17 protein-coding genes are annotated in these 22,030 nt (G+C 41.3%); 5 read left to right on the plus strand and 12 right to left on the minus strand.

Annotated elements, in window-relative coordinates:
* Nucleotides 1-215: 215 nt before the first annotated feature.
* Nucleotides 216-1,166, minus strand: coding sequence for a LysR family transcriptional regulator (locus LZD48_RS05765; protein ID WP_235761791.1), 951 nt, complete (start codon nucleotides 1,164-1,166; stop codon nucleotides 216-218).
* Between the two features lie 244 nt (nucleotides 1,167-1,410).
* On the opposite strand from LZD48_RS05765, the gene LZD48_RS05770 reads away from it, so the two are divergent.
* From LZD48_RS05770 to LZD48_RS05780, 3 genes are read left to right on the plus strand one after another with little or no spacing between them, the layout of a single operon-like run.
* Entirely contained in the window at nucleotides 1,411-2,688 is a 1,278-nt protein-coding gene (locus tag LZD48_RS05770) for an SLC13 family permease (protein WP_235761792.1), read from the plus strand.
* A 25-nt stretch (nucleotides 2,689-2,713) separates the two neighbouring features.
* Nucleotides 2,714-3,730: a C-terminal binding protein gene (locus LZD48_RS05775; protein WP_235761793.1), complete on the plus strand. Its 1,017-nt coding sequence runs from the start codon at nucleotides 2,714-2,716 to the stop codon at nucleotides 3,728-3,730.
* A 13-nt stretch (nucleotides 3,731-3,743) separates the two neighbouring features.
* Entirely contained in the window at nucleotides 3,744-4,421 is a 678-nt protein-coding gene (locus LZD48_RS05780; RefSeq protein WP_235761794.1) for an RraA family protein, read from the plus strand.
* Nucleotides 4,422-4,814: 393 nt separating this feature from the next.
* Here the strand turns inward: LZD48_RS05780 and LZD48_RS05785 are convergent, their stop codons facing one another.
* The 9 genes from LZD48_RS05785 to wecB all read right to left on the minus strand — a co-directional run bounded on the left by LZD48_RS05785 (nucleotide 4,815) and on the right by wecB (nucleotide 12,255).
* Nucleotides 4,815-5,552, minus strand: coding sequence for an Ltp family lipoprotein (locus LZD48_RS05785; protein ID WP_235761795.1), 738 nt, complete (start codon nucleotides 5,550-5,552; stop codon nucleotides 4,815-4,817).
* 163 nt (nucleotides 5,553-5,715) lie between these two features.
* On the minus strand, nucleotides 5,716-6,087 hold the full coding sequence (locus LZD48_RS05790) for a hypothetical protein (protein ID WP_235761796.1): 372 nt from the start codon (nucleotides 6,085-6,087) through the stop codon (nucleotides 5,716-5,718).
* Nucleotides 6,088-6,412: 325 nt separating this feature from the next.
* Entirely contained in the window at nucleotides 6,413-6,595 is a 183-nt protein-coding gene (locus LZD48_RS19020) for a type II toxin-antitoxin system RelE/ParE family toxin (protein ID WP_369010249.1), read from the minus strand.
* Nucleotides 6,596-6,718: 123 nt separating this feature from the next.
* Nucleotides 6,719-6,985: a type II toxin-antitoxin system Phd/YefM family antitoxin gene (locus LZD48_RS05795; RefSeq protein ID WP_235761797.1), complete on the minus strand. Its 267-nt coding sequence runs from the start codon at nucleotides 6,983-6,985 to the stop codon at nucleotides 6,719-6,721.
* A 418-nt stretch (nucleotides 6,986-7,403) separates the two neighbouring features.
* Nucleotides 7,404-8,090 (minus strand): cyclase family protein, encoded by a 687-nt coding sequence (locus LZD48_RS05800; protein ID WP_235761798.1) that lies wholly within the window; start codon nucleotides 8,088-8,090, stop codon nucleotides 7,404-7,406.
* 31 nt (nucleotides 8,091-8,121) lie between these two features.
* On the minus strand, nucleotides 8,122-8,868 hold the full coding sequence (locus LZD48_RS05805; RefSeq protein ID WP_235761799.1) for an SDR family NAD(P)-dependent oxidoreductase: 747 nt from the start codon (nucleotides 8,866-8,868) through the stop codon (nucleotides 8,122-8,124).
* A 536-nt stretch (nucleotides 8,869-9,404) separates the two neighbouring features.
* Complete coding sequence (locus LZD48_RS05810; protein ID WP_235761800.1) at nucleotides 9,405-9,635, minus strand: heavy-metal-associated domain-containing protein; 231 nt, start codon at nucleotides 9,633-9,635, stop codon at nucleotides 9,405-9,407.
* A 69-nt stretch (nucleotides 9,636-9,704) separates the two neighbouring features.
* Nucleotides 9,705-10,529 (minus strand): cytochrome c oxidase assembly protein, encoded by an 825-nt coding sequence (locus tag LZD48_RS05815; protein ID WP_235761801.1) that lies wholly within the window; start codon nucleotides 10,527-10,529, stop codon nucleotides 9,705-9,707.
* A 610-nt stretch (nucleotides 10,530-11,139) separates the two neighbouring features.
* A complete protein-coding gene (wecB, locus tag LZD48_RS05820; protein ID WP_235761802.1) occupies nucleotides 11,140-12,255 on the minus strand; it encodes a non-hydrolyzing UDP-N-acetylglucosamine 2-epimerase in 1,116 nt (371 codons plus the stop codon).
* Between the two features lie 236 nt (nucleotides 12,256-12,491).
* Here wecB and LZD48_RS05825 point away from each other — a divergent pair, with 236 nt between their 5' ends.
* Both LZD48_RS05825 and LZD48_RS05830 read left to right on the plus strand, forming a co-directional pair.
* On the plus strand, nucleotides 12,492-13,469 hold the full coding sequence (locus LZD48_RS05825; protein ID WP_235761803.1) for an LCP family protein: 978 nt from the start codon (nucleotides 12,492-12,494) through the stop codon (nucleotides 13,467-13,469).
* A gap of 278 nt (nucleotides 13,470-13,747) precedes the next feature.
* A complete protein-coding gene (locus LZD48_RS05830; protein WP_235761804.1) occupies nucleotides 13,748-14,803 on the plus strand; it encodes an LCP family protein in 1,056 nt (351 codons plus the stop codon).
* Nucleotides 14,804-14,850: 47 nt separating this feature from the next.
* Here the strand turns inward: LZD48_RS05830 and LZD48_RS05835 are convergent, their stop codons facing one another.
* Together LZD48_RS05835 and LZD48_RS05840 are read right to left on the minus strand one after the other, a co-directional pair.
* A complete protein-coding gene (locus LZD48_RS05835) occupies nucleotides 14,851-16,587 on the minus strand; it encodes a cell wall-binding repeat-containing protein (protein ID WP_235761805.1) in 1,737 nt (578 codons plus the stop codon).
* 702 nt (nucleotides 16,588-17,289) lie between these two features.
* Entirely contained in the window at nucleotides 17,290-21,909 is a 4,620-nt protein-coding gene (locus LZD48_RS05840; RefSeq protein ID WP_235761806.1) for a cell wall-binding repeat-containing protein, read from the minus strand.
* Nucleotides 21,910-22,030: the final 121 nt, after the last annotated feature.

A 22,030-nucleotide genomic window follows, 5' to 3' on the forward strand; every position in this document is an offset into this window, starting at 1 on the left:
TAGCAGAAGGAAGGTATGGCAATAGAATGAGATTATTAGCGGATTTTCAAAAAATCGGCGGAGGATTCATTGTCCTATCCACCACTCGGCATTTGTAATCCGCATCAAGTCTATCAGCCGGGAGTATAATTATCCGGTTATAAGTATTATTAAATTAGAAATAGCAGAAGTTCTCATTCCATTATCCTGCTATGTGAGACTATTAATGAATCACTTCAAAAAACGTTGTTCCTCCCTCCGTTCAATTGATAACGTTCTTTTAACATATTAATAAGAAGATTAGACACCTTCGTTGTGTAGGTATCTTTTTTATACACTATAGCTAAGGGCCAGATAAGAACCGGGTCATTTACTGTAAAAATTGAGATGTTTTCCGGTAAATGTTCTTCTTTTGCGCCAATTTCAGGAATAAATGTAAACCCCATTCCAGCTGAAACTAAATTAATAGCTGTTGTTAGATTTTCAATCTCTAATATATTCTTAGGATCTAAATGTCGTTTACTAAAGTGTTGTAATATGGCTTTAGTCAAATTTTGACCTGTCTTTGTAATGATAAATAGTTCATTAACCAATCGAGCCGTATCAATAAAAAGGTATCCATTAGAATCATCTTGAATGCTTTCTGCCTCCTTTACTAATTCGTGATTTTTATTGCCTGCAAGCAATATTTGTTCCTGTATAAGTGTATCGTAGGTTAATTTTGTAAAATCCATATTAGTTGGTAAATTCATGATAGCAAAATCCAGTCTTTCTGAGAGTAATTCATTTACAAGGAAATCAGATTTACCTTCTGTAATACTTACTTCTATATTGGGATATTTACTTGAAAAGGTTGGTAAAATATCTGGTAAAATGTTAGTTCCCCTCCATAAAGCAAGCCCTATTTTAACTTTACCTCGTTCGTTCGCCTGTATCTCTGAAAACTCCTTTTGTATCTGTTTATCTAACGTCATAATTTGCATGATATATGTATAGTATCGTTCACCCATATACGTTAATTTTAATGGCGAACTACTGCGGTCAAACAATTCTACTCCCAGATTCATTTCTAGTCGTTTTAAATATTTACTGAGAGAAGGTTGAGTAATATATAATCTCTCTGCTGCCCTGGTTAGCCCACCTTCTTCTACAATTGCCAAAAAATATTCATAGTTTTTGAATAACACTTCATTCACCCTCTCCATTATAGCCATAAGTCTATAATAACTATAATCCAAGTACCATTGGGATTCAAATGGATTCTATTATACAATGAATATACTGAAAAGCATACTCGATTCATTGATTCCATTAAATGTAAGCGCGTTCTCGAGAGGTTTACATGGAATTTTGGATTAGAATATGCAGTTATGCGCATAGTCAAGTAACTTTATTCATTTACCTATATATAATAGGGGAGGGAAATAGGAAATGAACATAGAAGCGATTATTACATTGGTTGTTCTTGCCATCATGGTAATTTTCTTTGTAACTGAGAAAATACCATTAGCAGTAACCTCAGTAACTGGGGCGATCGTTCTTGCCTCATTAGGAATCATAGATAAATCAGTTGTCTTTAATTCCATGGGAGGATCGACAATTGTTTTATTGGCATCCATGATGATTGTAGGATCTGCGTTGTTCCATACTGGGATTGCAGAAAAGTTAAGTATTTGGATTACAAAGTTTACAGGGAACTCCGAAAACGGAATTATGATTGCAGTTGTTTTAGTTGCCTTATTACTTTCTTCCATTGCAAGTGGGCTTGGAGTAGTAGCCATGATGCTGCCAATTGTTATTGCAATGAGCATGAAAGCCAAGGTTTCTGTCTCTAGACAGCTGATACCGTTAGCATTTGCCGCTAGTATCGGGGGTAACCTTACTTTGGCCGGGGCAGCAAGTAATATAAGTACGGCTGGTTTAATTGAAGATATGGGTATTTCATTTTTATCTTTCTTTGAATTAGGCAAAATCGGTTTACCGATCAGTATCCTTTTCTTGGTTTACTTCCTTACCATTGGTAAGAAAGCGTTAACGCAAGGAGACTCATCTGACCCGAAGTATCTAAATGAGTACACTGAAAAAAGCGGTGGAAATCCAACATTTAGTCCTGGAAAAGCTATGATTGCGGGTATAATCCTTGTGGCTGTTTTAATTGCTATGGCTATTAATCACGAAAGCTTTCCTATGTATTTTGTGTCAGCAGTCGGGGCAATATTGCTTATTTTAACAGGCTGTATGACGGAAAAAGAGGCAATAAAATCAATTGATTGGCCGACTTTATTTATTGTCGGAGGAATGAGTGCTGTATCAATAGCAATGACTGAAAGCGGTGCAGGCGCTATGATTGCCGATGGCGTAGTTTTAATGTTAGGTGAAAATCCTAATAAACTCATTTTCTTATTCCTTGTTTTATTTTTAACAATGCTTTTAACAAATATGATGATGAATACATCGACCGTACTTTTGGTTACACCATTATTTATCCCAATTGCATTGACTCTTAATGTTAACCCAGTTGCAATTGGCGTAGCTATTTGCGTAGCTGCCTCTTCTCCATTCCTAACGCCAGTGGGTTCAGGAACGAACACATTGATCATTAAACCGGGGAATCTTTCATTTAGAGATTTCTTTGTTCCAGGGATTGGGCTTTCAGCAGTTATCTTGATTTCCTGTATGATACTCATCCCGATATTCTGGCCTTTATAAAATTGAATAGGAGGTAACTATTATAATGAAAAAGGCAATAGTTGTTGATAAAGACTATGGCAGTGTGACAGATAAAGATTTAGATTCGCTTCGAAAAAGATTTGCGAAAGATAATATAAATTTAGAGTTAGCACATTTTGATACAGAAGAGAAGATTATAGCTGAATGTCAAGACGCGGAGGCTATTTTAGGGACGGGTAATCCTCCGATTACAGAAAAGGTATTAAGCTCGCTACCAAATCTTAAAGTAATTCAGAGATTTGGAATAGGAGTCAATTCTATTGATCTACAAGCAGCAACAAAGAATAACAAAGTTGCATTATTTATGCCAGGTTTTTGTGTAGATGAATTAGCAGCGCATGCTACTTCATTAATTCTTAGTTTAATTCGAAATACCACTTATTATGACCGTTCGATAAGGAATGGAAAATGGCCTAAGGCAACATATTTTGCTCCAAAGGCAGTTCCTGAAATGACACTCGGACTATATGGATTTGGTGGTTCCGCCAGACCTTTATATCAAATATTCAGAAAAGGATTTGGCTCAAGGGTGATTACCTGTGACCCCTATATACCAGAAGCTATTCGAGAACAGTTTGATGTTGAATTTGTGGATTTTGATACGATGTTAAAAGAATCTGATGTTATTTCTATCCACGCTCCCCTTAATGATATGACAAGACATATTTTTAGCCATGATGCATTTCGAAAAATGAAAAATGATGCCATGATCATAAACATTGCGAGAGGGCCTTTGATTGATGAGGAAGCATTAATCAAAGCCCTAACAGAAGAGGAGATCCGTTTTGCTGGTCTCGATGTATTTGAAAGCGAACCGATAAGCAAGGATTCTAAACTTTTAAAAATGGAAAATGTAATCCTTACACCCCACAGTGCTTTTTACGGTGAAGGATCTAAACGAACCCAATTAAATTGGGCATATGAACTTGTAAGTCAAGCATTAAACGAACGAAGAGTGCAAAAGAAATATGTAGCAAACGGAGATATTTGCAATGCCAACTTAGAATTTACTTTTGAATAGAGGAGTTAATAATATGAAAAATGTAGGATGTCGTATTGTAAGTGATTTTAATCGACCGGACGTAGAATTAGTTAACTTATTTAAAGATCTTCCAGTTGCAAATATTGATGATTGTATGAATCGTATGGGAGCGATTGATTCACATTTCTTCCCACTGAATAAAACACCGTTATTAGGGGTTGCCTTCACCGTAAAAGTACCGGAAGGAGACAATCTAATGTTCCATAAAGCGATGGACATCGCACAGCCCGGAGATGTCATTATGGTTGACGCTGGAGGGGATAAACATCGCGCTATTCTTGGTGAATTAATGATTTCCTATTGTAAATCAAGAGGAATTGCCGGCGTGATTGTAGATGGCAGTGTAAGAGATGCGGATGCGCTTGAGGAAATGGACTTTCCTGTATACGCAAAAGGTGTCACTCCTAATGGGCCATATAAAAATGGTCCCGGTGAAATTAATACCCCGGTAACTATCGGGGGACAAGTTGTTTGTCCTGGTGATATTGTTGTTGGTGATCAGGATGGTGTGGTCATTATAAAACCAGAAGATGCAAAGGAACTAGCAAAGCAAACTAGGAAAGTAACGGAAAAGGAAACATTAATCATGGAAGAAATCGTAAAAAAAGGCACTTACAATCGCCCATGGGTAAATGAAAAGTTAGAAGAACTTGGTTGTGAGTATTTATAAAAGCTTGGTTAGTTGTCCTAGTTACTTCTCATTAATCTATTAATTTTTATATCATTAATTGACATCGCTCAAACAATTATGATTTTCTAAAGGCGCTTTATTGGATAAACTTAGATCTGATGAACGGTCTAATAGGGATGCCCGATTAGTGGATCCAGGAAAGAAACCGGCAGAACATCTTAATAAAAGCACGCAACGTCTAGCACTCCGGACTTTGACACAACAAAACAGCCCACAACCAAGCAGGGGGCTGTTTTATTGTGTGCTTATCGTTAATCCAACTGCCCATTTTATCTCTAGAAACAAAGGGACTAAATCTTTATACATATTACAGCCCTTTTATCTTCCCTTCTAATAAAGCTTCTCACGCCTACTTTCTTCTACAACATGGGCTTATAACCCTATTTCATCCACCGCATAACTAGCGTCTTCATTACTAAAACCTTCAAATATCAACTGTTCTATTAACCCACTTCTTGAGAAACTGGAGTAGTCCAAGTAATCCTGAGCCATTTTTACTGCTTGCTCCCGCCAATCAACATCGACCTGGTTTACTGCATAAGTGGCATCTTCATTGCTGAAACCTTCAAATTTCAATTGCTCTACCAAACCGCTCTTTGAAAATGATGTAAAGTCTAAATAGCTTCTAGCAGCACCCACTGCATTTTGTTGTGACAATGTAACTTCAGAATTAGCTTCAGAGGTTTCCTCGGACGATGTCTCTGCCGTTTTTTCTACCTCGACTTCTTCTGTTTCTTTTTCTTCTGTCATTGCAGTAAGCTCTTCTTGCCGTTCACTAATTTCAGCCTGAAGCGATTCCAAGTCACTTTCTGCGTCTTCAACTTCTTTCGTTATGCTATCTCGGTTGGCAGCAAGCTCCTCCAACCCTTCATATTTATCCTTGTTTTCATCGATTGCATCTTTAACTTTTGCTAGTTCCGTATTCGCGTCATCTACTTCCTCATTAACGGAATCCAGTTCTGCTTGCACTGTTTTTAATTCTTCTTCAGCTTCTGAAATTTTGTCCTGTAATTCCTCATAATGAATTGCCTCGCCATCCATATCTACCGTTTCTTCGGAGCAAGCAACTAAGAATAAGAAGGACAACAATAGTATTAGATACTTTCTCATATATCCATCCCCCCTGATAATATACGATAATTCCATTATCCTAGAAGCGGATGGATTAAGCAATAACTTTTGAAGAAATTGTGCAATAATTCTAATATATTATTCTTGGATTAAATGAGCAGTATTTTTGCTGTTGTGGGGTGCGATGAAGTTAAAAGCGATTTTACATAAATAATGGCATATATAAGAAAACTCCCAGCACAATCATGGCAATAAGCAATACAATACTTTTCCAGCGTTTTCTTCTCCAGAATAAGAGGGAAACGATGATGCTTTGCACAAATATGAGCGTAGCACCGATGATTACCATCCATAAAGAGCCAATTGCGTTTCCTAACATATTGATGACAATCCCAACAGGCATTAAAGCAACAGCAATGATGGCTGCAGGGCTACTTTTAATTCGCTCTACAATTCTTTTCCGTTCTGCTTCGGGATATTGATCGTATTCCATAAGCGCAAACCACCCAGTGAGGATAACGATTGCACCTAATACCGTAAATGATCCGATGAGAAAAACCTCCCTTACTACCATTTTAACCAACTCCCAGTTAAATGAAACGTGGAGGTTGACATTGGGGTGAGAGCAGTTATCCCAATACGAGTGGGGCATAGGGTCGGACGAACTGTTCCAGTACAATTGTTAACTTCAGGGTTTCAGTTGTGAATTTGAGCTTTTTATCGATGAACATGAGCATTCTCCCCTCAGTTAAATCTAAAAAAGGCCCCCCAACACCTTTCACAGCTGAATTTTGCTGTTATGATGTACGGAGAGGCTTTTTATAATTATTAATTTATTCAAACACTGAAATACTTAACTCCTAAAAGCAGAACAGTCACTCTATCCCCAACACCTAAAATTAGATTAAATCTTCGTATTTGCGACGACTATAGAGTACTCTCATTACAACTACTTCTTTTTCCATCTCATCCACCAAATATAAAGCAACATAGTTATCAATTATTAGTTTTCGATACCCTTTTTTCTGTAAATATTCATCTGCCACAAAATTACATGAAAATGGAAAATCCTTTAGTCTCATAATACTTAATTCTATCCTGTCTAAAAGATCATCTGCCGAGTTTGATTCAACAATTCTCCAGAAATGTAGCTATAAATATCATCTAAGTCATCATTTGCTTTTGGAGTTATTTTGACACTGTAGTTACTTTCTTCCATACTTTTTTCTCAACTTCTCAAAAACGTTTTCAGCATCTAAAAGTAACTCTCCGTCATTAAGTTGCGCTTCTGCTTCAGCAAGGTTTTTATAAAGGTCTGCCCGAGCGATTTCTCTTCTATAAGTGTCTATGCTCATTACAACTAAATCACCGTACCCATTTTTGGTGATAAATACAGGTTCCTTGGTGCTATGACAAAGTTCTGAAATTTCGGCTGTATTTCTCAAATCCTTTATCGGTCTAATTTCGGCCATGATAAATCACCTCTTCATCATAATTATGTCTTAATTATAGCATAATTATGATGGTCCGTATATTGTTTATAGTTGATAATTCCTTCATTCGTCAGGAGGGTGGAGTAGCATAATTCTAACCTTTAGCAATCAGTAGGATCGTAAATTTAATAACTACCCTGCATATCCACTTGTAAATTTGAGCATTTAAGTTGTGAACATGAGCGGATGTCCTGTGAATTTGAGCTTTTTATCGATGAACATGATCATTCTCCCCTGATTTAAATCCAAAAAAGGCCTCCCTGCACCTTTCACAGCTGAATTTTGCTGTTATGATGTACGGAGAGGCCTTTTATAATGATGATCTGTTCGATTAATGAAATAATCTTTCCTGGAAAGCGGGACAGTTGCTCTGACCCGGATGTCCCCAATCTAGGCTTTACTCTGTTTCTACTATCAAGTTCACAACAGAGGCGTCGTGTCCCTTAATCCGTAGTGGTGCTGAGAATGCGGATTTTAGCGTTTTTCCGATGAGTGGCTCTGGGTTAATGTCTTCATAGATGAGCATGGTTGGTTCGCTATACTTTTCGTCGTCTAGGAAGGCATGGTGGACAAAATAGCCATTGTCTGCTGCTTCTGTTAAATTTTCAATACTTAATGTATCGATCGCTACTGCTTTACATTTCGGAAGTTGTGTCCGAATATACGCTGCCGCCTCGGGGGAAACTGCCGGGAAATTATTCGAGTATTCCTTAAAATTCTGATTTCTTAGCTTCCAATATCCCGTATTAAATATAAGAATGTCAGCTTCAAATAATGCATCCCCATATTTCTCCAAATGTTCTAATGTAACAAATTCATCCGGACCAAGCGGACAGTCAATCAATAACGGGTTACTGTAAATAAAGTCTTCTATCGGAATCTCGTCAATTCCCTTCCCGTTTGGCATATGATGCCATGGTGCGTCAACATGGGTACCGGCGTGTAAATAAATACTTAAAACGGTGCCATTCCACGGATCTCCCTTGTCCAGCCGCTCACGCCCCTCAAGCTTCACCTCTGGTAATCCTGGATATACCGGCATTCCTTCATAGATTGGCCATGCTAATTCTACATATTTACTCATGATATGTATCTCCCCTCGATTTTTGCTGCTATTAAAGCCCTCTTCCTCCATCTACAAAAAGCGACGTCCCAGTTACCATCTTCGCACCATCTGAAAGCAAATAACTAACACCTTCCGCGATATCCTCTGGCTGAATTAAACTCCCTAATGGCACACTCTGTTTAAATACATCCCTATTCAGCCCTTCTTTTTGCTTTTCCACGGATGAAAACTGTCCGAGCATATTTGTCTCGGCAGGTCCCGGGTGCAATACATTCACTCGAATGTTATCTGAAGCCGTCTCGATTGCTAGCGCTCTAGAAAATGCTTCCATTGCACCTTTAGAGGCGATATAGGACTGGAGTCCTGGTCTTGGCCGCGCGACAGAGACAGATCCAACATTCACAATCGCCCCATACTGATTTTGCCTCATATAAGATACCGCTTCCTTACAGGTCAGAAATACGCCCGTTGCATTAATGCCGATCAATTTACTCCATTCATCCAAGGTTACTTCCTGAATCGGCTTCCCTGCTTGAGCAATTCCTGCGATATTCACAAGACCGTCAATCTTGCCAAACTTCTCAAAGTATTTCTTGAAAACAGCCTTTACGCTATCCTCATCCAGCAAGTTTATTTCTTCTTTATAAAAAGCTTCATGATTAATTTCTTCCATCCCTTTTTTCGATAAATCTAATCCAATAACGCTTGCCCCTTGTCCCAGCAGCTTTTGTACGACAGCTTTCCCCATGCCGCCTCCAGCTCCGGTTACGATGATTACTTTCCTCTTGTTTGTCAAATGGCTCTCTCCCTTATCGTAATGGTAATTTTCTTATAATATAGATTATATAATATAGGGTTTTTTCTGTAAATCTCGGTCTCTTTTAATCGATCAAGATAGCGGGACACTGGGGAGAGAGCAACTGTCCCAGTTTAATTATGAAATTCGGTAAATAAATTTTGAACTTCGAAAGTTTTTTGTCATCTACAGCATAACCACTGTGAATTTGAGCATTCTCTCCTGGTTTAAATCCAAAAAAGACCTCTCCGCACCTTTCACAGCTAAATATCGCTGTTACTAGGTACAAACAGGCCTTTTATATTTCTTACTTTATTGATCAACGAAGTAATCAGACTGGCAAAAGCTAGTTCTACTTGTCTGGAGTGAGCAGGCAAGATTTGGCGTTGCTTGTTGCTTGATCGAATCCACACCTCATGTCCAGCTTTACATTCTGGCTTTCCAGTGAGAACTTGTTCTGATTCGCTTTATTCCGCTATAAGTCAACTTTTGCTTCCCGGTCAGTATAAGTCTTTTTACAACCACAAGTTAACCCCTTACTTCGCATTCCGTTGTATGTTTTTAGCCTCAAACCCCAACCCGCTGATCCTCTCGGTAATAGCCTCGATGCTTGTAAGGCTTTGATTATAGGTAACATACCCATTTTCATTTTCATAATCAACTGTGACTTGATTTACGCCCGCCAATTTTGATAGGGTTCTTTCGACTTTTGCCGGGCAATCGGGACAATGCATTCCTTTGATCTCTAAAAATATCGTTTCCCTCATTTTGCTTCACCACCTTTATTATCTCCCCTATTCTCACACCTATTTAATCCTACTTAGACTGTCTGGTTATTATGACAAAGGATTTTGGCCCTCCTCTTCGACATCAGGGACTAAGCGACTTGAGAGGACCATGCCCAGCTTGTGGATTCCAAGCATTAAAGATCCCGCAATCACTTGGTCATATTTTGTATGGAAGAACGGCGGCAAGATGTTCAAATCCATGGCTTCTGGTGGAAAGCAAAGTTGGGCGGAGAGTTGATGCAGGAATGGATGTTGTGCCCCATCGATGAGCGCCTGAGCGATAAATATCGTGCAAGCGGGCATTAACAAAATGCCGCTCAGAAAGAGATAACGTTTTTTTCGTTCCTTGTAAAGTCTTTGCTCTGGGATTGGAGAAAGGACCGGCCACCATAAGTTAAAAGAGAGAAAAAATAAAAAGAACAACAGTCCATTCTGGACGATAGGATATTGGGAAAAGAGGCTCATCGCAACTGGTAAGTGATAGATCAAAAATAAGAAGGAAAATAATATTAATGCGAATTTAGCTGGTAAAAAGATGCTGCCTATCCATTTGATTGTGCGATTAGGATGGATCGTTTCAAAGAATTGGGGTGGTATGCCTGCGAGAAGTAAAGGGGGGATAATAAAGTAAAGGATGCTCATCTGGAACATATGCAGACTGAATGAAAGATGGCTGAAAGCGGATAAAGGACTGCCTATCGTGAAATACAAAAGACAGATAGACAGAAGAAATAGGACGGGTGGTTTACGGTATAATTTGACCGTTGTGTAGCGTTTAAGTATATAAAAATAGAGAAAAAGAATCCCTGCGAGTATCGCCAAAAGTGGAAAATTCCAGACTAACTCCCCGTAAAGCAATATTTCATAAGACATGAAGTCACCTCTCCTGTTGTATTCCACCCGACGATAAATTATATGTTTGGATTGGATATTTATTATCCTTTCACGGATGAATGGCTTCGATATCCGGCTTTGGAGTTCAAGAGGATAGTATAAATAAAGAAAAGAACAGTGACCTGTATCAGTTCACTGCTCTTTTCTTGGTTAATAGCCCGGAGTGGGGCGGAGAATTCTTGTTTAATAGTTGATAGGCTTTCTTATTGCCCGAATTTGATTGAATGCCATTCATTCGGTATGTTATGGGCTCGCTCATTGACTGAATTTGCCTGAATGCTGTTCGTTCGGGAGTTTATACGCCCGCTCATCGACCGAAGTTACTTAAAGGCTGCTCGTTCGGGAGTTTATACGCCCGCTCATCGACCGAATTCACTTAATTGCTGCTCGTTCGGGAGTTTATAAGCCCGCTCATCAACCGAAGTTACATAAATACTGCTCGTTCAGGAGTTTATACACTACTTCATCAACCGAAGTTACATCAATGCTGCTCGTTCAGGAGTTTATACACTACCTCAACAACTAAATCTCCATAAATACTGCTCGTTCAGGAGTTTATAAATTCCCTTACTCCAACCCCACCATCCGACTACTTCTGAAAATGCGCCGTAATCGCATCCGCAATCCGGCGGGAGGCTTCCCCATCACCATACGGATTCGAAGCTTTGGCCATTTTCTCATGTGCATCCTCATCGGATAACAATTCATTCGCCAGCTGGAAGATATTCTCTTCTTCTGTTCCTGCCAATTTCAGTGTACCTGCGTCGATTCCTTCTGGGCGTTCTGTTGTGTCACGTAATACGAGAACTGGCACGCCGAGGGACGGTGCTTCTTCCTGTACCCCGCCTGAGTCAGTTAAGATTAAGTATGAACGGGCCGCGAAGTTATGGAAGTCGACAACGTCCAGTGGCTCGATTAATTGAATGCGGTCGTCATTTCCTAAAATCTCATTAGCCGTTTCTTGAACAACTGGGTTCAAGTGTACGGGATAAACAACATGAATATCATCATGCGTCTCCACTAGACGTTTGATCGCGCGGAACATTTGGTGCATATTTTCACCTAAGTTTTCCCGGCGGTGTGCGGTCATGAGTACGAGGCGACGGTCACCAATCTCATCCAAGATCGGGTGAGAATAATTTTCGTCAACCGTTGTTTTCAGTGCATCAATCGCAGTATTTCCTGTAACGGAAATCGCATCTTTTGGTTTATTTTCATTAAGTAGGTTCTGCTTTGATTTCTCTGTCGGTGAGAAATGCAAATCAGCCATGACACCTGTTAACTGACGGTTCATCTCTTCCGGGTACGGGGAGTATTTATCCCATGTACGGAGACCCGCTTCCACGTGGCCGACTGCAATCTGGTTATAGAAAGCAGCAAGACCGGCTACGAATGTTGTGCTCGTGTCACCATGGACAAGCACGATATCCGGCTGTGTTTTTTTCATTACTTCATCTAATCCTTCTAACGCACGGGTCGTAATTTGTGCGAGGGATTGCTGTTTCTTCATAATGTTTAAGTCGAAATCCGGTGTGATTCCGAAGATTTCAAGCACTTGGTCCAGCATTTCCCGGTGCTGAGCGGTTACGGTTACAATCGCTTCAAATTCTTCTGGACGTTTTTTCAGTTCTAGCACGAGGGGCGCCATCTTGATTGCTTCCGGCCTCGTACCGAAAATCGTCATTACTCGTATTGGTTTCGTCATTATATGTCACTCCAATTATTCTATTTATCAATTTGTTATTTTGTAAATCATGTCTAACAAATCAATCATACCCCAAACATCATAGGTAACTCAACATTTTCGAGAAATATTCCAATGCAAGCTTGCATGAATTACGAAAAAATCATCCATAATAATAGAGAAAATTGATTTTTACACTATGACGGAAAGCAGATTCGCGTTAAACTAGAAGAAGATTGTCAAAAGGGGTCTAAACATTGAGCAGAAAAAAGAAAATTATCATTACAGTACTTGTAATTGTCGGCCTCGCATTTACCGCTATGATCGGTTATGCGGCTTATTTATATAATGAAGCAAATAATCTCGTCTCCGATGCACATGAGGAGATCGGGCGGGAGAATGAAAAATCTGCCCTCCGAACAGGAGAAATCGATCCAGTTGATGACCATGTATCGATTCTGTTCATCGGGGTTGATAGCGGTGAAGAGATTGAGAATGACAGGAGCCGGTCAGATGCGCTCTTGCTTGCGACGTTCAATAAAGATTCAAACACCGTGAAACTCCTCAGCATTCCGCGGGATTCTTATGTCCATATCCCGGAAGTCGGCTATTACACTAAAATCAACCATGCCCACGCATTTGGCGGTGCCCGGGCGACGGTGGAAACGGTGGAAGACTTTTTAAATGTACCGGTTGATTATTATGTCCGGGTAAATTTTAATGCGTTTGTCGATCTTGTCGACGCGATTGACGGGATTTGGTATAACGTACCGTATGAAATCTCCGAGCCGAACTCTGGGAATAAACGGGATTCCATCCGTCTCTATCCAGGCTATCAGCATCTAGATGGGGAAGAGACATTGGCACTCGCCCGAACTCGGAAATATGACAGTGATATCCAGCGCGGAGAAAGACAGCAGAAAATTCTCAAGGCAATTGCCGATGAAGTGTTATCCACCTCTTCCCTATTGAAGCTGGATGACGTCATGACAGCGGTTGGAAGAAATATGAGTACAAATCTCAGAATGCCGGAGATTCGCGGATTTTTCTCCTATGCGTTAGATGGCAATATTCAGATTGACACACTGAATCTGGATGGAATTGGCGATTACATGGCAGACGGCGGCTGGTATTTCCAAGTCGACGAAGAAAGCAGACGAGAAATCCAAGAGACAATGCGAAGACATCTAGATCTCGAGCCATTTGTCGAAGAAATGTACCAACCTCCAAATTAAGACAATTTCATTACATATTTTCTATGAAACTAAGAAATTTGTATTGTAATTGTAACCTTTTAGAGGTTTAGTTCGTCTATAATAGAGAGTGGCGAATTCGGAGGAGGAAGCTCTCGTAACGACGCCGCTAGTCGTTGAGCGCTGGAGCTGGACGTAGCCAACCAGTAAACATACACATTCCTATTGAATGATATGGGTGTATTACCAAAAATTAAGATTGCAATGTTCCGAGAATGAACTTATAATAATGAGGATAACCATTAAAAGGAGTAATAACCATGGGGAAACGAGTAGTTAGAAGAAAAAGAAAAAAAGTTAGACGCTTACGGGTGTTTCTTTTCATCGTTTTGCTGTTGTTCCTAGGAGTTGTTGGTTTCGGTGGATATTTAGCAGTACAAACGATGCAAGCTGCTAGTGAATCCTATGATGACCTTGGGAGAGAGAAATCCGAACTGCGGGAAGAAGCAGTCTCGATTAGTAATGATCCCGTTTCCGTATTATTAATGGGTATTGAGGATTATCAGTCGGATGGAGATTTAGGCAGGACCGATACCTTAATGGTCGCAACCTTTAATCCGAATGATGAGAAATTGAAGCTCGTCAGTATTCCGCGTGACACGATGGTAGAAATCGCTGGCCGCGGCTATGAAGATAAAATCAACCACGCCCATGCATTTGGCGGGAAGACGATGACGATTGATACAGTCGAGAACTTCCTAGGTATCCCGATTGATTACTATGCAACAGTAAACTTTGACGCGTTTAAAAATATAATAGATATTCTTGGTGGAATCACGGTTGATGTACCGTTTGATTTCCAGCAAAACAGTGATGACCGGAAAGCAGAGAAACTTCAATTCTATGAAGGTGAAATGCGACTGGACGGCAGATATGCGCTTGCTTATGCGCGTATGCGATATGAAGACCCGCGTGGTGATATCGGCAGAAATGAGCGCCAGCAAGAAGTAATCTCAGCAATTATCGATAAAGCTGTATCTGTTGGCACGATTACGAAAGTTGATGATCTCGTTCAAGAGATTGGTAGAAATGTCGAAACAAATCTTAAAGTTTCAGAGGGACTCGGCTTTGCAAAACAATATGCCGGCTTCAATACGAACAAGATTGAAAAGCTGAATGTCGAGACATATCCAACGATGATTAATGGCGTCAGTTACCAAATTGCAGACGAAGAATCTTTATATGCGGTTCAGATGGAGTTGAAGGAACATTTGGAGATTGCGACGAATGAATATGAGCAGCCGTATGAACAGCAAGAAGAACAAGAACAAGATTCTTATAATAATAGCTATGAGCAAGTTTCCGGTTATGAATAAAATGTGAAAAGAGAGCCAGATGATTATTTTCATCTGACTCTCTTTTTTTAATTGATAATATTTGAAAGGTTGCGCTGCACACCTGGTGCGACACTTGCTGGTCCACCAATGATGGTTACTTTTTCGATCTTATGATCTTTTAAAACTTCACGCACTTGCCACGGCACTCCTCTATTTACGAGCAGGACACCGGTTTTATTTTTCGCAGCTAAAGCCGCACTTGAAAGAGCATCAGGGAAATCCGTTCCGGTTGCAATATAATACTCATCCGTATCTAGGTTAAAATGTCTCGCTACCGCTGCAGTTGTTGCATAGCGGTTATCTCCGTTGATTCGTGTTGGTTTTGGCAGCTTGTTTAAAACGTCATTCGATATCGCTCCTTTACCACCAACGACAATTGTTTCAGAGTAGTTTGCGAGTGTTTGCTCCGTCTCTTCTGGCAAGCGTTCCGGTTGTGTCAGCAGAATCGGCATGCCGAGTTGTCCAGCATAGCCCGCAACAGACAACGCATCTGGGAAGTTATAGCCGTTTACGATAACTGCTTTATTCCCGCCGATTTCTTTTGCGATTGCGGTTGCTGTTCCAATTCGTGTCGTGCCGCTAATTCGTTTGACCGTGACACCAAGCTTCTTCAGCTCGCTTTCGACTGTTTTATCCAGCGCACCTTCCCCGCCGAGAACGTAAACCGTTTTGGCATTCAGGCGGCTAATTTCGTTCTTCGTCACTTCTGTTAATTTATTCGATTGGCTTAAAAGTAATGGTGCGTCATGTTTTGCAGCGAGTGGAACGCCTGCTAGTGCATCGGCATATTGATCGCCACGAGCGAGGACAACATTGTTCGAACGATCCCAGCCCGACTGGCTTACTTTCACGGCAGTTTTGTATCTGCTGCCACCGGAAATTCTAGTAACATCTAGTTCTTCGTATTTCTGGACAACAAGCTGAGTGAATTCATACCAGCTGTATCCCCATTTTTCGAAGTATTGATGCGGGTCAGGCGAGTTTGTTCCGCCGAGATGTTTGGACACAGCCCAGTGTGACCAAAGTGATCCTTTTCCGCTTAACTCAGCACTCGTAACACCTAAGTTATAGTTTTTTAAAAGGGTTGCGATGTAGTAAGCATAGTTGTTGATCGACTTGGCAAAGTCATCAAAATTACGTAAGTTGGTTAATTCCACATGGATGAATCGCTGGTTTCCATAACGTCCAGCACCCCATGCCCCGTAATCTGGCGGATGGATTTCAATAATCCGATTATGATCGACAAAAGCATGGACGAATGCGTTATGATAATTCCGTTCCATGTAAGCAATTTCGTTTTCAATCTTGTCGTTATTCGGATTTCCCGTATCATGGGCAACAACACCTTCTGGTCTTCCTACACCGTAACGGTAAGGAAAACGGGGAAATTGTTGCTTATGCTGATATTCGATTTCGGCATGTTCCATGTTTGCTATGTACTTGTTGACATCAGGATAATTGCTTTGCAGCTTACCCTTCGTTCCCTCTGGATCATAATCCTCATCAACCGTCCCGTGCGGCTCTTCGAATTCCCCGTCACGCCAGCCTTCCGGGATATATTGTAGTTCTTCTTCAGGGAGTTCACTGATGTCTTCTCCGTAGATGATCGTGCCTTGCTTGATGCCGTGTACGTTGTATACGTCCCCACGTGGCTCATCTTCCGCTTTTTCTACCAGTTCTGTTTCTGCTTGGACAACCAAGGGCGTAGGTAGTAACAACGCGAGTATGAGCGTATAAACAGTGAGCAAATTTAGCTTCTTCATGGTTCCCTCCTATTATTTTCTTTAAAATTTCTACCAAACGAAATATAGTTATTAATGCCTATTAACTGTCTAAAAGTGCGATGTTTTACTTTGATAGAATGGCAGTTTAAGTCTATCATACCAGAATAATAGCGAAATTTGTTAGTTTTTCTGGATTTTTTTGGCGGAACAGCGGGGTCAGAGCTTTTGTCCCAGTCGGGTGCGTGCTCGGACCTTGTATCGTGTATATTTTTTTTAACTTATTACGTGCTGATTTATTTCTATTGGACTGTTATGTATGTATTGTTGTTGAATTTGTCTGATTGAAGGGCCCTATTAGACAATTTTGCATGAGATCCGGTTGAGGTTGTCTCATAGAAGCACTTTATTAGACAGCTTGGCATGATTTTCGATTAAGTTTGTCCAATAGAAGCACTCTATTGGACAGTATTTCAATGAATCGCTGTTAATAGGGCTTAGAGAGTGCCTCTCTGTTACCTTTCCCAGAAGATATCCCTGCTGTAGGTCGTTGACAAGGCTGGTCAGTGCCCGATCCCGCTGAATTTCAGCGCTTTAGGTAACTGACTGCTCCTATCAGTGCCCACCTCAGCTAATTCACAGCACTACAAGGTACTGACAAGTGGGGCAAGCCTCCGATCCTGTCCCAGCCCCAACCCCAAAAAATCTTCTCCAGCTTTTAAAAAGCCGGAGAAGATTTAGAATTTAGTCAATCAAGCGTTTAAATTCCTCAAAGATTTCGTCGCTTACTGCGGCTTGTCCACCAACGATGGTAAGGATGTCGAAGTCTTTTGCTGTGATGAATTCTTCCATGTAATCATGGACGTATTTTCCTACTAGAATTACTCCGGTGTCGTCTTTTGCTGCGATTGCTGCTGCGGCAAGGGCGTCAGGGAACTCCATTCCAGTAGTTACATAGTATTCTTTTGTATCTAAGTCAAAGTGCTTCGCGATTTCAACTGATGTAGCAAATCGGTCCGCACCGGATACGCGGTTCGCTTTCGGTACTTGACGCAATACGCTGTCATGGATTGCGGTTTTCCCACCAATGACAAGTGTTTCGGATGCTTTCAAGTCATATAGTGCAGTTTGCGTAGCTTGTGGAAGTCGCCCGTCCTGGGTTAAGAGGATTGGTATTCCTTCTTCAGCCGCGTATGCTGCAATGGAAACAGCGTCAGGGAAGTTATAGCCGTTCACAAGCACTACTTCGTCCACTGGCTCACCATCTGTCACGATTGTTGCAATTTCTGCAGCGGTTGCATCACGGGAATCACCGGATACGCGGACTACTTCAATTCCTTGTGCTTTCAGTTCACTTTCGACTGTTTCATTGATTGCTCCGACACCACCAAGGACGTAAACCGTAGAGGCACCGAGGCGCTCGATTTCTTCTTTCGTTACAGGTGTATAGCGATCCGTTTGTGTTAAGAGTAACGGTGCATCAAATTTATGTGCAAGTGGTACACCGGCAAGGGCGTCTGCAAAGTCATCACCGCGAGCGAGAACGACTGTATCTGCGGAATCCCAGCCATCTTTACTTAATGCCACTGCAGTCTTATAACGGGAATCGCCATAGAGACGGGAGACCGCTTCATCGTCTGCAGATGTTGCACGGTAAATCTTCACCTGTTCTACTGTTTCATTTCCTGCAAGGTCGACCGCTTTTACTTCAAACGTATTCTGACCTGGTTCTAAGGAAACTTCAACGTTTTCTGTCTCATCAATTGCTACCATGTCATAGCCAGATTCTTCATAAAATGCAATCTCACTGCCATCAAGATAGAGGCGGAGATTCTCTGCGTTATCCGTTACATTGATATCCATTTCCACAGAAGCAACATCATGTTTCACATGACCTGGTGCCGCAACATCAATAACGGCAGGTGCTGTGTCAACATAGAATGATCTACTGTTGGATAAGGAAGCTTCATTACCGAATTCATCCTTCGCGTACACTTCAAGCTTATTCACACCATCTTCAAATTCTTGAACAGTGTCGAAGCTGTATACGCCTTGGGATTCTTTCGTTAATTCGACATCCTCACCAGAAATCGTAAATTCCACTATCTCTGATTTATCTTCTACTGTACCGGTAATCTGAACTTCATTTGTATTGAATGCTTCAAACGTTTCTGGAGTTTCCACATAGATATTCGGGATATCTCCGTCCGTGCCATTTGAAACATCAACTGTTGTTTCGTTACCAGCATAGTCCACCGCTACAAAGGTTACACGGTTGTCTTCTGATAACTCATCGAATGTGTACTGATTCGCATCAGCTGCCACAATGTCAACTAGTTCGCCATCGACCATCACTTCGATATGTGAGACACCTGATAATTCATCAGCTACATGCAATGTCGCAACCTTATCTTTCAGTGTTGCCATTAAGGTTGGAGCAGCCGTATCGACTTTCACAGGAACACGTACGGTTTGTGCATCTTTACCTTCATAATCAATCGTTGCAGCGATCTCAATGAAGTATTCACCATCCGCGACTGCTTTGTCTTTCACCGTTCCATCCCAAGCCGCTTGCGGATTCAGGTAGAAGGTTGGTCCACTTCCTCCATCATAATAGTTCTTTGTTACGTTCTTATCTGTAAGTAATTTCCGCAGTTCCTTCCCATTGCTGTCAAGCACACGGTACTCCACAGATTTTGCGTTACGCAGGAAGGATAAAACTGGGATAATCTCATCGCGTGCTTGATCATCATTTGGTGAGATTGCCAGATTCTCTACAGAACCTTCTTCCGTTGTCGGATCAATTCCTAAATAATCATATAATCCGTCACCTGCATCATAAACAAATCCAGCTTGCTCATAGAAGGAATCTGCTCCATCGTAAATGAACTCATCCAGGATTGGTGCTTCATTCCAGTCCCCGTTAAATCCAACGAATGGAACGGATAGCTCTGGATATGCTTCGTTTGCAAATGTTACGAAACCTTCAACGAAATAACCGTTAGGGAAAATCTCGTTCGGGTCTACATGGTCAACAGCGCCATCATCTGTCACTGTTAATGCTTTTGCATTGCTTAGATCTACATCGACATTCACTAGAACACTACCATTCGCAGGGATTTTTACGGAAGTGTTTCCATTGTCGATTGCCACATCGGCATCTACAATTTCAGCTGCCTCAAGTCCGTCAAGTGCACCTGTATGGTAGGCATTTCCAAGCACACCGAAGATCTGGAGATCCGTTTGCAAGTTCGCACTCACGTCATAAGAAACAGGCTCATTGCTTGTGTTTCTTGCTACGAGTGTAAAGCTGAACGCATTATCGACTTCCTGTAGTGCAACTTTCGCTTCCCCAGTACTCTGTTCAGTTACGACAACCGGTGTGCTCGCTGCTGCGTGGAGCTGCATGATTCCAGCACCTTGTCTTCTCGGTGAGTAAGGTGTTTCACCGTCTCCGTAGTCTGCATTGAATTCACCTTTGTCGCTTACTGGTTTAGCGGTGTTCATTAAAATATTCTTCGCCATTTGAACGCGGTCTGCACCTTCTAAGTCAAACTGATTGTCCACACGCTCTAAGATCAGTGCGGAACCACCAGCGACATGTGGTGCGGCCATGGATGTACCGCTCATGGAGCCGTACGCATCATTTTCAAGTGTTGATAAGATATTTCCGCCTGGAGCGGTGATTTCTGGCTTAAAGTCTAAGTTTGGTGTCACACCCCAAGATGTGAAGTTAGACATGGAATCTGCCAGTTCATTCACTACCGTTGTTGTTTCCTCATTAAAGGAAATTGTTACGGTCTCGCCAGCATCAAGTGCTGCTTTTAGCTCGTCACCATCGGTTTTCGCCATGAACAGCTGCGGAATTGTAATCCCTGGTTCTGACGCCATGCTTACCCATCCATCTGAATGGTTATAAACAATTACACCTTCTGCACCTGCATCCATCGCATTGTATGCAGTATCCGTAAATGTATTTCCACGTACGGCGAATGCAAATTTACCTGTTAAATCTTTTCCTGCAAAGCCTTCTTCATCTCCAATTCCGACCTCTTCAATTTCAAATGTGCCGTCGAGTTCATTCGGATGAACGGAGCTTGCAGATAGGAATGGTGCTGCTCCTTCTGTGTCACCATAACTGAAGTTCAGCGCATCCATATCCATATGACTGTTTTCCAATGATGCAACCTGCAATGATTCATACGTTAAGCCAGGTGCACCGACTACTCCGATGTCAGGATTGGATGCATACGGGTTAAAGAACCCATTTCCAAGATGTGCGGAGTTACCAGCAGAGATGGAGAAAAGAATTCCATTTTCTACTGCATTACGGATTGCTTCCTGTTCCGCATTTTCCGGATCAACAAAAGACGCAACCGAACCAAGACTCATGTTCACAACATCGGCACCTAAAATAAGTGCGTCATCAATCGCTTTAATGTAAATGTCACCCCAAGTGGAGCCCATATTCGGGTCATTTCCGAATACTTTCATCGCTAGAAGCTGGGCTTCCGGTGCAACACCTTTGATTCCGCCATTTTCTTCGTCACCATTCGCTAAAACAGTACCGGAGACGTGCATTCCGTGCATGGATGCCCCGTCACCCTTGTCCTGGATGACATCATTTTCATCCATATAGTTATGACCATATGGAACTTTCTCATTGAAATATTTACCAGGTAAATCATGACCTGAAATATAATCATTCACCTGGGATTTGGATAGTGCTGGCTCTGTATCGTCTGAAAGGATAAAGTCACGATGATTCGGGTCTGCTCCGGAGTCGATTACTCCAACAATCATCCCTTCCCCGTCATAATCGTACTCATCCCATGTCTTTTGTGCTTCGACAATTTCTTTACTGTACTTCATATCCGGTTCAACTTCCGGACGTTCGTATTCCGTACTGATTGTTACACTTTTGACACCAGCTATTTTCTCAATTTTTTCGATATCTTTGAATGTAACAACCCCACTGAATCCGTTGAATGCGGTTGCAAAGGATTGTTTGTAAGCTATGTCCAGCTTCTCACTATTCAAGGCTTGTTTTACTTTATCTTGTGTTGCTAGATTCTTAGCTTGCAAGTCTAGCTTCTCCGCCTCTGATAAATCGCTGAACTTCTTCCCCTTCGCAGTTGCTGCTTTGATCGCAGGATCCCCTTCAACTTCTACAATGACACGTACTTCATCATCTGGATTGAACTGCTCTTCCAGTTCTTCTTTACTGATTTGGTCTCTGCGTTCCAGTTCTTTTGTGACTTCTTTCGTGGTGATGGTTGATGGTGTAGCTGCTACAAATGTGAGATTCGAAAAGACTAATAGAAATGCTGCAAATAGAGTAAGACTTTTCTTCAACTTCCTCAACTAGAAACCTCCCCTTTTTAACATCATTTTCAGAACAAATATAGAGGCATCTATCCTCCTTTCAACAAATAGATTAAAATCTAATGACAAAGATTTACATATTATTATATTTGTTCTGAAA

It is taken from the genome of Oceanobacillus alkalisoli (assembly GCF_021556485.1).
Taxonomy (GTDB): domain Bacteria; phylum Bacillota; class Bacilli; order Bacillales; family Amphibacillaceae; genus Oceanobacillus; species Oceanobacillus alkalisoli.

What these genes read in the sequence shown, in the direction of transcription:
- LZD48_RS05770 (WP_235761792.1), top strand. Translation starts at nt 1,411, where the DNA reads ATGAACATAGAAGCGATTATTACATTGGTTGTTCTTGCCATCATGGTA.
- LZD48_RS05810 (WP_235761800.1), bottom strand. Translation starts at nt 9,635, where the DNA reads ATGAGGGAAACGATATTTTTAGAGATCAAAGGAATGCATTGTCCCGAT.
- LZD48_RS05775 (WP_235761793.1), top strand. Translation starts at nt 2,714, where the DNA reads ATGAAAAAGGCAATAGTTGTTGATAAAGACTATGGCAGTGTGACAGAT.
- wecB (WP_235761802.1), bottom strand. Translation starts at nt 12,255, where the DNA reads ATGACGAAACCAATACGAGTAATGACGATTTTCGGTACGAGGCCGGAA.
- LZD48_RS05780 (WP_235761794.1), top strand. Translation starts at nt 3,744, where the DNA reads ATGAAAAATGTAGGATGTCGTATTGTAAGTGATTTTAATCGACCGGAC.
- LZD48_RS05795 (WP_235761797.1), bottom strand. Translation starts at nt 6,985, where the DNA reads ATGGCCGAAATTAGACCGATAAAGGATTTGAGAAATACAGCCGAAATT.
- LZD48_RS19020 (WP_369010249.1), bottom strand. Translation starts at nt 6,595, where the DNA reads ATGAGACTAAAGGATTTTCCATTTTCATGTAATTTTGTGGCAGATGAA.
- LZD48_RS05830 (WP_235761804.1), top strand. Translation starts at nt 13,748, where the DNA reads ATGGGGAAACGAGTAGTTAGAAGAAAAAGAAAAAAAGTTAGACGCTTA.
- LZD48_RS05835 (WP_235761805.1), bottom strand. Translation starts at nt 16,587, where the DNA reads ATGAAGAAGCTAAATTTGCTCACTGTTTATACGCTCATACTCGCGTTG.
- LZD48_RS05800 (WP_235761798.1), bottom strand. Translation starts at nt 8,090, where the DNA reads ATGAGTAAATATGTAGAATTAGCATGGCCAATCTATGAAGGAATGCCG.
- LZD48_RS05790 (WP_235761796.1), bottom strand. Translation starts at nt 6,087, where the DNA reads ATGGTAGTAAGGGAGGTTTTTCTCATCGGATCATTTACGGTATTAGGT.
- LZD48_RS05785 (WP_235761795.1), bottom strand. Translation starts at nt 5,552, where the DNA reads ATGAGAAAGTATCTAATACTATTGTTGTCCTTCTTATTCTTAGTTGCT.
- LZD48_RS05815 (WP_235761801.1), bottom strand. Translation starts at nt 10,529, where the DNA reads ATGTCTTATGAAATATTGCTTTACGGGGAGTTAGTCTGGAATTTTCCA.